At 68.6% G+C, this 12230-nt stretch carries 11 protein-coding genes; 2 read left to right on the top strand and 9 right to left on the bottom strand.

Translation table 11 applies throughout. The features are described 5' to 3' along the window. The 5 genes from FHD68_RS14200 to FHD68_RS14180 all read right to left on the bottom strand — a co-directional run. A partial coding sequence (locus tag FHD68_RS14200) for a dihydroxyacetone kinase subunit DhaK (protein ID WP_244297873.1) occupies nucleotides 1-1068 on the bottom strand: 1068 nt, incomplete at its 3' end. 11 nt (nucleotides 1069-1079) lie between these two features. Then, on the bottom strand, nucleotides 1080-1835 hold the full coding sequence (locus tag FHD68_RS14195; protein ID WP_127898991.1) for a GolD/DthD family dehydrogenase: 756 nt from the start codon (nucleotides 1833-1835) through the stop codon (nucleotides 1080-1082). Nucleotides 1836-1897: 62 nt separating this feature from the next. Continuing rightward, a complete protein-coding gene (locus FHD68_RS14190) occupies nucleotides 1898-2890 on the bottom strand; it encodes a substrate-binding domain-containing protein (RefSeq protein ID WP_127898990.1) in 993 nt (330 codons plus the stop codon). Between the two features lie 46 nt (nucleotides 2891-2936). Beyond that, nucleotides 2937-3944: an ABC transporter permease gene (locus FHD68_RS14185; RefSeq protein ID WP_232303354.1), complete on the bottom strand. Its 1008-nt coding sequence runs from the start codon at nucleotides 3942-3944 to the stop codon at nucleotides 2937-2939. Between the two features lie 50 nt (nucleotides 3945-3994). Further along, the gene (locus tag FHD68_RS14180; RefSeq protein ID WP_127898989.1) at nucleotides 3995-5476 is read right to left on the bottom strand and encodes a sugar ABC transporter ATP-binding protein; all 1482 of its coding nucleotides are present in this window, start codon (nucleotides 5474-5476) and stop codon (nucleotides 3995-3997) included. Nucleotides 5477-5675: 199 nt separating this feature from the next. Between FHD68_RS14180 and FHD68_RS14175 the strand changes: the two genes are divergently transcribed. After that, nucleotides 5676-6179, top strand: coding sequence for a cell wall hydrolase (locus FHD68_RS14175; protein WP_045984169.1), 504 nt, complete (start codon nucleotides 5676-5678; stop codon nucleotides 6177-6179). Between the two features lie 7 nt (nucleotides 6180-6186). Here FHD68_RS14175 and FHD68_RS14170 read toward each other — a convergent pair whose 3' ends face one another. The 4 genes from FHD68_RS14170 to FHD68_RS14155 all read right to left on the bottom strand — a co-directional run bounded on the left by FHD68_RS14170 (nucleotide 6187) and on the right by FHD68_RS14155 (nucleotide 10436). After that, nucleotides 6187-7116 carry a bile acid:sodium symporter family protein gene (locus tag FHD68_RS14170; RefSeq protein WP_127898988.1) on the bottom strand — a complete coding sequence of 310 codons (930 nt, stop codon included), beginning with the start codon at nucleotides 7114-7116 and terminating at the stop codon, nucleotides 6187-6189. 265 nt (nucleotides 7117-7381) lie between these two features. Beyond that, nucleotides 7382-8407: an HlyD family secretion protein gene (locus tag FHD68_RS14165; RefSeq protein ID WP_127898987.1), complete on the bottom strand. Its 1026-nt coding sequence runs from the start codon at nucleotides 8405-8407 to the stop codon at nucleotides 7382-7384. Then, nucleotides 8404-10011: an efflux MFS transporter permease gene (locus tag FHD68_RS14160; RefSeq protein WP_139086055.1), complete on the bottom strand. Its 1608-nt coding sequence runs from the start codon at nucleotides 10009-10011 to the stop codon at nucleotides 8404-8406. Before FHD68_RS14160 ends, FHD68_RS14165 begins: the two co-directional genes overlap by 4 nt. Beyond that, nucleotides 10008-10436: a MarR family winged helix-turn-helix transcriptional regulator gene (locus FHD68_RS14155; RefSeq protein ID WP_045983896.1), complete on the bottom strand. Its 429-nt coding sequence runs from the start codon at nucleotides 10434-10436 to the stop codon at nucleotides 10008-10010. The genes FHD68_RS14160 and FHD68_RS14155 overlap by 4 nt, the downstream gene beginning before the upstream one ends. A gap of 221 nt (nucleotides 10437-10657) precedes the next feature. On the opposite strand from FHD68_RS14155, the gene FHD68_RS14150 reads away from it, so the two are divergent. Continuing rightward, nucleotides 10658-12163: an ABC transporter substrate-binding protein gene (locus FHD68_RS14150; RefSeq protein WP_139086053.1), complete on the top strand. Its 1506-nt coding sequence runs from the start codon at nucleotides 10658-10660 to the stop codon at nucleotides 12161-12163. Nucleotides 12164-12230 lie beyond the last annotated feature (67 nt).

Below are 12230 nucleotides of genomic sequence, written 5' to 3'. Positions count from 1 at the left end.
GGCGCGGTGGCGCGGACCACCCGCCAGGGCGCCCACCGGCGCGGGCCGTGTGCCCGCGACGGTCAGGCCGGGCGCCGCGCAGTCCATGTCCAGCAGGTGCTTCAGGTCGTCGTCAAGCGCCATGACCGTTAGCGTGGCCCCCACCATCTCCAGCGAGGTGAAATAGTTTCCGACGAAGGCCCGGTGCACCCGCAGGCCCGCGCGTTCCATCCCGACCTCGATCCGGTCGTACAGCACATAGAGCTCGTTCACGGGGGTCGCGCCCAGGCCCGAGACCAGCACTGCGACCTCGGTTCCGTCGGGCAGGGCGTGATCGTCCAGCACGATCCGGACCATGTCGTCGGCGACCTGGTCGGCGGTCTTCAGCGCTTCGACCCGTGTGCCGGGTTCGCCGTGATGGCCGATGCCGACCTCCATCGTGCCGGGCGCGATCTGGAAGTTCGGATGGCCCACCGCGGGCAGGGTGCAGGGGCCAAGGCCCACGCCCACCGACCGGCAGGCGTCGATCGCCCGCTGGGCCGCGGCCCGAACCTCGGCCAGGGTGCCGCCAAGCGCGGCCTTGGCGCCGCCGATCTTCCACATGAAGATCTCTCCGGCCACGCCGCGGCGCTTGGCGCGTTCGGATGCGGGGGCGGAACAGACGTCGTCATTGGCCACCACGGTCGCGACCTCGATCCCGTCCTCGGCCACCATGCCCGCGGCCATGCGCACGTTCATGTTGTCGCCCGCATAGTTGCCGTAGAGGACCGCGACCCCGGCACCGCCATCGGCGGCCCGGATCGCATCGGCAAAGCTTTTCGCGGTGGGTGACGAGAACAGCTCTCCGACGGCCACGGCATCGACCAGGTTGCGGCCCGCATAGCCGATGAAGGCCGGCTCATGCCCCGACCCGCCGCCGGTCACGATGCCGACCTTGCCGTCCTGGGGCGCAAAGCGCGACAGGACCACACGCGGGTTGGCCGGGTCCTTGCGCACCAGGTCGCGATGCGCCTTGATGAAGCCCGCCACCGTCTCGTCGACGATGTCGTCGGGGTCGTTGACGAAACGCTGCATCGCCTTGGTCGTCATGTCGTCCCCCATCATCGCACCGTGTATCCGCCGTCGACCAGCAGGTCGACGCCGTTGATCATCGCCGCCGCGTCCGATGCCAGGAACACCGCCGCAGCGGCGATCTCGTGGGGTTCGGCAAAGCGGCCGGCGGGGATCAGTGCCTTCATCGCCTCGCCCCTGGGGCCCTCCCAGGCCTTGCGGCCCAGATCGGTCATCACCACGGTCGGAGAGATGGAATTGACGGTGATCCCGTGCCCGCCCCATTCCAGCGCCAGCGTCTTGGTCACGCCGACGATGCCGAACTTCGACGCGCAATAGGCGACATGCCCCTCGATCGCGACCGAGCCTGCCTGGCTGGCCAGATTGATGATGCGCCCGCCCTTGGCCCGCGCGATCATCCCGCGCCCCACGGCCTGCGCCATCAGGAAGCTGCCGGTCAGGTTGACGGCGATGGTGCGCGTCCAGGCGCCGTCGCTCAGATCCTCGGCCGGGGCCAGGTCCACGATGCCCGCGGAATTGACCAGAATGTCGATGCCGTCAAAGGCCTGCGTCACCGCATCGACGGCCGCGCCGATGCTGGCCGCGTCGGTCACGTCGCAGGCAAAGGCCTGCGCGTCGGGCAGGGCGGCCGCGGCATTCGTCGCGGCGGCCAGGTTCATGTCCAGCAGCGCGACGCGCGCGCCCTGGGCGGCAAAGGCCTGCGCGATGGCGGCGCCGATGCCCGATCCGGCACCCGTCACCACGGCGGTCCGGCCGCCCAGGCTGAAATCAAGTGAAGCGGCCATCCGCAGTCCTTTCGTGGGTCAGGTGGCCCCTCCGGCAGGCGTGCCGCCGAAGGGGGTGGTCGTTACTGGCGCGTGGCCAGCAGTGCGTCGACGTTCTCGGCCGTCACCGGGGTCCAGGGCACGTTGTATTCCTTGTCCGCGCCGTTGTTCCACGGCATGTCGGGATACTGTTCCCAGATCGCCGACATGGGCTCATAGTCGGGCTTGACCGCCTTGATCGCCACGTCGATCGAGCCCAGGGCCTGGGCCTCGCCGTCCTGCAGGATCGAATCCATCTGGCCCGCCTTGACCGCGTTCAGCGCGTCGGTCACCCCGTCCACGCCCGCGATCGCGAAATCGGCCACGTCCATGCCGGCGGCCTTGATCGCCTCGATGGCACCCAGGGCCATCTCGTCGTTCTGGCCGATCACGCCCTTGATGTCGTTGCCATGCGCAGTCAGCCAGTTCTCCATCAGGGCCTGCGCCTCGGCGCGCGACCAGTTGCCGGTCTGGCGTTCCAAGATCTTAACGTCGGGGCATTCGGCCAGGGCCTTCTCGTTGCCCTCGCCGCGCTGGATTTCGCCGGACTGGCCGATCGGGCCCTCGATGATGACCACCGCACCCTGGCAGCCCATCTTGTCCAGGACGGCCTTGGCCTCCAGATAGCCGGCCTCGACGTCGTTCGATCCGACATAGGCGGTCAGCAGGTCGCTGTTGACCCGCGCGTTCGATCCGACGACGGGGATGCCCGCATCGACGGCCAGCTGGACGGCGGTGGCGCCGGCCTCGACGTCCATCGGCGCAAAGACGATCGCGTCGAAGCCTTGGGTGATCATCGTCTCGAACTGGTCCTGCTGCACCAGCGCGTCATAGCGGCCGTCAAAGATGGTCAGCTCGACCATGCCGGATTCGACCGCCGGGTGCTTTTCGCCCGCCGCCGACCACAGCTGCATGAACTCGGCATTCAGGCCATAGGCGGCCATGCCAATCTTGATCGGGTCGTCCTGCGCCTGCGCCGCGCCCAGACCCAGGCCAAGCGCCAATGCGCTGGCCGTCATCATCATCTTCGTCGTCATCTGGTTTCCTCCCTCGGTGACACCATGTCCCGGCACGCGCCGGATCTCAGTCTTCGGTCTTGCGGGACCGGTCCAGCATGACGGCGGCCACGATCAGCGCCCCCTTGATCACCTGCTGGTAATAGGATTCGACCCCAAGCAGATCGAGGCCGTTGTTCATCACCCCGATCAGCAGCGCGCCGATGACGGTCCCGGTGACCCGGCCCACGCCGCCCGCCAGGCTGGTGCCGCCGATCACGACCGCCGCGATGGCGTCCAGCTCATAGGCGACACCCGCCTGGGGCAGGGCCGAGCCGGTCCGCGCGGCCAGGATCATCCCCGCGATGCCCGCCAGCGCGCCCGATATGGCATAGACCGAAAACCGGATGGCGCGGACGGGCAGGCCCGACACCTTGGCCGCATGGGGGTTGCCGCCCACCGCATAGACGTGGCGGCCAAAGCGGGTCCGGGTCAGCACGAAATGCGACAGCGCGAAGACCAGGCCGAACAGGATGATCGGCACCGGGATGCCCGCGATGTCGCCCGTCCCGATCCAGCGATAGCCGTCGGTCAGCGCCGGGACCGGCCGCCCGCCCGAATAGATCAGCGTCAGCCCGCGCGCCGCCGACAGCATGCCAAGCGTCGCGACGAAGGCCGGGACCGCAAAGCGCGCGACCGCGATCCCCGACAGCGCGCCCATCGCGGTGCCGGTGATCAGGCCCACAGCGATCGGGATCAGCGGCATGTAGGGCGCGCCGGGAATGAACCCCGCCGCCGAGGTCGTGGCGAAGCTGGCCGAGACCACGCCCACCAGCGCGACCACCGATCCGACCGACAGGTCGATGCCGCGCGTCAGGATGACGAAGGTCATCCCGATCGCCAGGATCCCGTTGATCGAGGTCTGGCGCAGCACGTTGATGATGTTGCGCGAGGTCAGGAAATTCTCGCTGACGATCGACAGCACGATGCACAGCAGCGCCAGCGCGATCAGGATGCCGTATCGCTGCGCGTCACGTCCGATCCGCGCCGGGATCATGCGGCGCGGCTGCGCTGCGGTCTTGATCTGGTCTTCCACCCTGTCTCTCTCCCGTTCATGCATCCGTCGACGGCGTCCGTCCCGGCGCGTCAGGCCGCCAGATGCAGCAGTTTCTCGGCCGACATCGCGGCGCGATCCAACTCGCCCGCCACGCGCCCGTCCCGCATGACGACCGCGCGGTCGGCCATGCCCAGCACCTCGTCCGTCTCGGATGACACCATGATGACCGCCCCGCCCGCGCGGGCGAAATCGGACATCACGCGATAGATCTCGCGCTTCGCGCCCACGTCGACGCCGCGCGTGGGTTCGTCCAGCAGCAGGATGCGCGGCTCGGTCAGGAACCACTTGCCCAGCACGACTTTCTGCTGGTTGCCGCCCGACAGATGCGCGACGTTCAGCCGGTCCGACGCGGTGCGGATGTTCAGCGTTTCGATCATCCTGGTGGCGGCGCGGCCCTCGGCGCGGGCGTTCATCACCGGGCCCGCGGACATGCGGTCCAGCGTGGCCAGGCACAGGTTCTCGCGCACGTCGCCGGTCAGGACCAGGCCGGATCGCTTGCGGTCCTCGGTCACATAGGCCAGCCCGGCCTCGATCGCCTCGCGCGGGGTGGTGATGCGGGCGGGGCGCCCGTCGATGGTCACGGTGCCGGCCGTCTCGGCCGACAGGCCGAACAGTCGGTCGAAGATCTCGGTCCGGCCCGACCCCATCAGGCCGTACAGCGCCAAGATCTCGCCCTCGTGCAGATCGAAGCTGACGTCCCGGACGCCGCGATCGGCGGCAAGACCCGCGACCGACAGCAGGCGGCGCGCCTGCGGGGTGTTCTCCTTGACGAATTCCTCGGTCAGGGGGCGGCCCACGACCAGCTGGATCAGGTGGTCCTTGTCGATGTCGGCCAGGCTGCCCGTCTCGACGAAGCTGCCGTCGCGGAACACGGTATAGCTGTCGCAGACGCCGAAGATCTCGGACAGGCGGTGGCTGACATAGATCACCCCCTTGCCGCGCGTCTTCAGCGTGTCGATGGCGGCGAACAGCTGGTCGGCCTCGGCCTCGCCCAGGGCAGAGGTCGGCTCGTCCATGATGATGACCTCGGCGTCATAGCTCAGCGCCTTGGCGATCTCGACCAGCTGGGTCTGGGCCACGGTCAGGTCCATCATCAGGCTGTCCGCGCGGATGCCGAACTGGAACCCGTCCAGCAGCGCCTGGGCGCGGCTGTTCATCTCGCGGAACGCGATGCGTCCGAACATCCCCACCGGTTCGCGGCCCAGATAGATGTTCTCGGCCACGGTCATGGCCGGGACGGGGCTCAGCTCCTGCTCGATGATCGAGATGCCGTGCGCCAGGGCCTGGGACGGGTTGTCGAACACCACCGGGTGGCCGTTGCGCAGCAGGGTTCCCGCATCGCGGTGATGGATGCCCATCAGGATCTTGAGGAAGGTCGACTTGCCCGCGCCGTTGCCGCCGCACAGCGCATGCACCGATCCCGGCTCTAGCCGGAACTGGCCTAGCTTCAGCGCGGGAACGCCGTCGAAGGATTTGCGAAAGCCCGAGGCCTCCAACAGCGGCGTGGTCATGTCGTCCCCCCATGCCGGACGCCCACCAGGCGTGCCGATACATATGTCAGTCTCCCTCTGACATTTGCACGCTAAGCGGCGCGGGTGACTTCTGTCAACAGGGATGTGACATAGTTCAGATGCGCTCTGGCAGTTGTCCGCGCGGCCCGCCTGCTGCTAAGCCTTGCGAAACAACAAGGCTGCAAGGGCAGGGACAGGCATGAGTTTTTCGAAGGGGATGCTGCGCGGCGCCGCGCTGCTGGCGGTGCTGTCGTCGTTGGCCGCCTGCGGCGGTTTCAAGCGTCAGAGCGAACTGGAATGCATGGAACGCGCCATGTATTTCGAATCGAACCGGTCCAGCCGGGACGGGATGATCGCCGTGGGCAGCGTGGTGATGAACCGCGTCCAGTCAGGCAACTATCCGCGGTCGGTCTGCGGCGTGGTGGGGCAGAAGAACCAGTTCGCGCCCGGCGTCCTGACGAAGCGGATGGACCGCGCGTCGGCCCCGCGCCTGCGCGAGGCGGCCGTGTCCGTGCTGCGCGGCGAACGCCATCCGATGATCCAGAACGCCCAGTTCTTTCACGCGGCCAGCTATCGCGCGTCCTACAACAACATGCATTACGTCGTGACGGCGGGCGGCAACGCGTTCTATGAACGCCGCCGCCCGGAACTGGTGACCCAGCCCCGCGTGCTGCCGCAGATCGAGGGCATCACGGGGCGCTGAGGCGGATCTAGCGGGCCTTCATCCGCGACAGGATGTTGGCCACCAGCGCGCCTGAAATGTTGTGCCACACGCTGAAGATCGCCGCCGGCACCGCCGTCAGCGGCGAGAAATAGGCGGTGGCCAGTGCCGCGGCCAGGCCCGAATTCTGCATGCCGGTCTCGATCGCGATGGCCTTGCGCGCGGCCAGGTCCAGCCCGGCCAGCCGCGCCGCGATGAACCCGATCAGATAGCCCAGCATGTTGTGCAGCACGACCACGGCAAAGATCATCAGCCCCGACTGGACGATCGCGCCCTTGGATGCGCCGACGACGGCGGCCACGATCAGCACGATGCCCGTCACGCTGACCAAGGGCAGGGCAGGCACCGCCGCGCGCACGAAGGCCGGCAGCAGCTTTTGCGCTGCAAATCCCAGGGCCAGCGGGAACAGCACGACCTTGACGATGGACTGGAACATCGCCCAGGCATCCACGGGCAGGTATTCGCTGGCCAGCATCAGCATCAGGAAGGGTGTCACGATCGGCGCCATCAATGTGGTCACGCTGGTGCAGGCGACCGACAGCGCCACGTCGCCCTTGGCCAGATAGGTCATCACGTTCGACGACGTGCCGCCGGGGCAGCAGCCGACCAGGAATACGCCCGCCGCGACCTCGGGGGACATCGGGATGATCATGGTCAGCGCCACCGCCAGCAGCGGCATGATCAGGAACTGCGACGCGACGCCCACGCCGACATTGACCGGGCGGCGCAGCACCTCGGCAAAGTCGCGCCCCGAGATGGTCAGCCCCATCCCGAACATGATGATCCCCAGCAGGGTGACGATCCAGGGTGTCAGCTGGCGGAACAGGTCGGGCAGCAGAAAGCCCAGGACCGCGAACAGGACGACCCAGGCCGCAAAGGTATTGCCGACGAACCGCGAAAGTGATGCCAATGATTTCACCGATGCCTCCTCTGGCACAGCTTTCCTGCGCCCTGACGTTTCGGCATGGGCCATAGTGCCGCCCGTGGCGGGCTTCAACCCGTGGTGGCGGAAAAACCGGCCCGGCGCCGTGAGTGGTCTGGTCCGCGCCAGCGCATCATCCCGGCCTGGAGGCACTCCGGTTGCGTCCCGGCCCGGCTGCGCGTGCGCGCCGACTGCGTCCTTGCCGCGCCCCCGGGCCGGCTGCCCCCCTGTGCGGTCCGGTCTGTGCCGGGCCGTCGGCGGGTCAGGACCCGGCGCGGACCACGACAGACATGCCGGGGCGCAGGGCGGCGCGGTCCTGGTCGGGATCGATGGTGATGCGCACCGGCAGGCGCTGGGCGATCTTGGTGAAGTTGCCGGCGCTTGCGGTGCCCGCCATCAGGCTGAATTCCGATGCGGTCGCGGGCGACAGCGATTCGACCTGACCGGTGAACCGGCGGTCCTGCAGCGCGTCCACGGTGAAGCTGACCGACGAACCCGGCGCCAGGCCACGCATCGCGGTTTCACGAAAGTTGGCGATGACCCACAGGTCGGTGCCGACATGGGGGACCAGCGCGGTGCCGGGGGTCACGTACTGGCCGACATGGACGGCGATCTGGCCCAGGCTGCCGTCGGCGGGGGCATGGATGACGGTGTTGTCGACCTCGATCCGGGCCAGCTGGACGGCGGCCTCGGCGCTGGCGATGTCGGCGCGGCGGGCGTCCAGCGCGACATTGGCCGAACGGATCGCCTCGGTCTGGACGTCCAGGCGGGCGCCGGCCTGGATGCGGGCGGCCTGGGCCTGCTGCAGAGCCAGGCGGACCTGGTCGGACGACGACTGCGACGTCACGCCCCGGTCCAGCAGCTGCCCCGCGCGGTCGGCCTGCGATCGGGCATTCTCCAGCGCGCCGTCGGCGGCCTCGACGCCCGCCTGTTCGGCGCGGGCCACGGCCTCGGCCGACACGACGTCCTGTTCGGCGACCTTCAGCGCGGCCTGGGCGCCCTGCAGCAGGGCCTCGGCCTGGGCCAGCTTCTGGCGGGGGATGCGGTCGTCGATGCGGGCGATCACGTCGCCCTTCGCGACGGTCTGATAGTCCTCGACCTCGACCGCGGTGACATAGCCCGACAGCTGCGGGGCGATCATCGTGACCTCGGCGCGCAGATAGGCGTTCTCGGTCTGGGGGGCGGCGGTCGAGAAGGGCGGCAGGCCCCATGCGAACAGCAGCAGCAGCGTGCCCGCCAGGCCCAGGATCAGGGCAATGGCGGTCGGGACAAGGTTCTCTTTCTTCATGGCGTGGTTCCGGTGTTCTGGACGGCGGCCCGGCGGGCCATCACGTCGCGCAAAAGGTGAAGCAGCAGCACGGCCGCCGCCAGCAGGGCGGCCAGCGCGGTCAGCGCATAGGCATCGGCATAGGCGCTGACCCAGGCCTGGGCCGCGACCTGCTGGCCCAGATCGGTCGCCGCCTGCGCGCGGCGCGCGGCGGCATCGGGGATCTGTGCGGCCAGCATCGCGGCCCGGGCCGCCAGGGTCGCGACCGTGGCCGGATCGGTGGCGGTCAGCTGGACGGACAGGTCCTGCAGGTGCAGCGCCTCGCGCCGGGTGGTGAAGGTGTTGAACAGGCCCGACCCCAGCACGCCGCCCAGGCTTTGGGTCGAGATGAAGACGATGACGAAGGACAGGATGTATTGCGGCCCCTTGGCCAGGGCCGACAGCAGGCCCGCCATCATCGCGGGCGGCATGAACAGCATCGCGGCAAAGCCGATCAGCGCCTGGCTGACCACCATCTGCGCGGGCCGGGTCAGCACGCCGGCGCCGCTGTCCAGCCAGGCGCCGGCGGCGATCAGCAGCAGGGCGGCCAGGTGGAACTGGGGCACGCGGGTGGGCCGCATCCAGGCGATGCAGGCCAGCGCGCCCATCAGGCTGGCCAGGGCGATCACGGCGAACAGGACGGTCATCTGCTGGGGCGCGACACCCAGCACCTGGAACATGCGCGGCGCGCCCGCCGACTGTTCCGACAGGATCAGCCGGAACAGGAACAGCGTGCCGGTCAGGTGCAGGATGGCCGGGCTGGCCAGCCAGCGGATGTCCAGCAGGGGGGCGGTGCGGTTCAGCTCCACGACCACCGCCAGGGTCAGCGACAGCGCCGCGCCGGCCAGCAGCCAGCCGATCCACGCGACATCCGTCCAGTTGTAGATCGGCCCCATGACGAAGGCCACGATCAGCCCGCCGAAACCTGCGCCGATCAGCACGAAGCTGGCAAAGTCCAGCGGCTCGATCACCTTCTGGCGGGGGATGGGGCGCAGGGGCAGGCAAAAGACCAGCATCAGCGACACCAGCGCCATGCCCAGGCCCGTCACGTGGACCGCCGTCATGCCGCCGTCGCCGATCAGGTACGGCCCCACGACCCGGGCCAGCGTCGGTCCGGTCATCAGCACCGTCATCGCCAAGGGCAGGCCCAGGGTCATCTTGGCCTGTGGGGACAGGGGTTCCAGCATGTAGAGGAAGGCCAGCGTCGACAGGGGCGCCGCGGCGGCACCCGCCAGGAACTGCAGCACCAGCGCCGAGCGGAAATCGACCGCCCACAGCGACGCCAGCGCCACCAGCGCATAGAGGATGATCCCCAGTTCCGCGAACCGCCGCAGCCCGTACTGGGTGCGGATCTTGATCAGCAGCACCGGCAGTGCCGCGCGCGGGATCATGTAGACCGCCAGCAGCCAGGCCGCGCTGGTCGTGGTGATGCCCAGATCGCCCGCAAGCTGGGGCAGGCTGGTGGACACGAAGCCCTGCTGCAGGCCCTGCGACAGGCCGATCACGGTGGCGGCCAGCATATAGGCCACGGCCTGCAATCCGGGCAGCGGCGGATGCGGCGGCGGGGGTGCGGCAGGGGCGCTCATGTCCGGTCCATCCGTTCGATGTTGCGGGCGATCCGGTCCAGCACCTGGGCCGCGCGGTCCAGGTCCTGCGGATCGATTCCCTCTAGCACCTCGCCGCGCAGGCGGTGCGTGAATTCGACGATGGCGCTGTCGCGACCGCGCTCGGTCACGACCAGCCCGTTCTTGCGGCCGTCGCCATCCAGAGGACGCCGTTCGACAAAGCCACCGGCGACCAGAGCGTCGATCTGGCGTTTCAGGGTCGGCGCCTCGATCGCCAGTTCGGCGGCCAGTTCGGTCTGAGTGATGCCGTCGTGATGCGCCAGCGTCGTCAGCGCGCGCGCCCGCGACAGGGTCAGGCCCACGTCCCGCGCCCTGCGGTCATAGCTGCGCCGCAGGGTCCGCATGACCCGCAGCAGGGTATCAAGGATCGGGCTTTCGCGGGGCATGACGCGTCCTTTCGGCTGGTTCGTTAGCTAGCTAAGGATATCGTTGGCCGGCATCAATGCCCTGACCGAAAGAAATTTGCAGGATGTGCAATTTCGAGGCGCAGACGCATCACGGTTGCCAGTCGCGGATCGTGAACCTTAGTATACACTAATGATCCGGTCCCATTTCGGGTTGGCCGCACAGGGCGTCGCCAAGCGCCGGAACCGATCGGGAGACATCGATGAAGCTGACCACCTTTCTGGCCACGGCCCTGGGCACCGCCGCCATCGGCGGCATGGCCGTCGCCGCCGACCTGCGCATCGGCCTGAACGAGGACCCGGATTCGCTGGATCCCGCACAGTCGCGGACCTTCGTGTCCTCGCTGGTCTATGAATCGCTGTGCGACCGGTTGCTGAACACCAATGCCGACATGGAGATCATCCCCGAACTGGCCACCGACTGGGCCTGGTCCGATGACGGCAGGACGCTGACCCTGACGCTGCGCGAGGGGGTGACGCATCACGACGGCACACCCTTTGACGCGCAATCCGCCCGCCGCGTGCTGGAGCGGAACATGACGATGCAGGAAAGCCGCCGCAAGGCGGAGCTGGGATCGATCGACCGGGTCCAGGCTACGGGCGATCATGAACTGACCATCACGCTGACCGCGCCCGACGTGACGCTGCTGGCGCAGCTGGCCCATCACGCGGGGCGGATGTATTCGCCCGATGCCGCCGATACGGCGGGCGCCGCCTTTGGCCGGGCCCCGGTCTGTTCGGGCCCCTATGCCTTTGTCGACCGGGTCGAGGGCGACCGGATCGTGCTGGAACGCTTTGCCGATCACTGGGACGCGGACCAGTTCCATTACGACCGGGTGATCTATCTGCCGATCCCGGACACGACGGTGCGGCTGGCCAACGTGCGGTCTGGCGATCTGGACATCATCGAACGCACCGCCCCCGCCGACGTGCCGGGCGTGCGGGCCGACGACCGCCTGCAGCTGTTCGAGGTGCCGAACATCGGCTATCAGGGCATCACCATCAACGTCGGCAACGGACCCCGCGCGGAGACACCGCTGGGCGCCGATGCCCGCGTCCGCCAGGCGCTGTCGCTGTCCATCGACCGCCAGGCGCTGAACCAGGTCGTGTTCGAAGGGGAATACGTGGTCGGCAATCAATGGGCCGCGCCGGGCACCCCCTATTACGACGACCGCGATCCGATCCCCGCGCGCGATCCCGATGCCGCCCGCGCCCTGCTGGCCGAGGCGGGTGTCCAGACCCCCATCCGCGTCGAGATGCAGATCGGAAACAACCCCATCGCCCAGCAGGTCGGCCAGGTGATCCAGGCCATGGCGGCCGAGACGGGGTTCGACATCTCTCTGCGCGCGACGGAGTTCGCGACGCTGCTGTCCGAGAACGTCGCCGGCAATTTCGACATGTCGCTGCAGGGCTGGTCGGGCCGGATCGACCCGGATGCCAACATCCACCCCTTTGTCGGGTCAGACGGGGCCAACAACGACCAGCATTACCGCAATGCGGAGATCGACGTCCTGCTGGCACAGGCCCGGTCTGAACCCGACACCGCGGCCCGCAAGGCGCTGTACGACCAGACGCGCGACATCCTGAAACAGGATCTGCCGCTGATCTATCTGTACCACATCAAGTACTTCTACACGGTGCGCCAGGGGATCGAGGGGTTCGAACCCTATGCCGACGGCATCATCCGGCTGCGCGGCGTGTCGGGCTGATCGCGGCCGCGCGCCCCCGGCGGGGCGCGCGGCTCAGGCGGCGGTCCGTGTCCACAGGCCCCGCACG

Origin of the sequence: Paracoccus marcusii (assembly GCF_006151785.1) — a bacterium.
In the GTDB taxonomy this organism is placed as follows: domain Bacteria; phylum Pseudomonadota; class Alphaproteobacteria; order Rhodobacterales; family Rhodobacteraceae; genus Paracoccus; species Paracoccus marcusii.
This window is presented reverse-complemented; position numbering and strand designations above follow the sequence as displayed.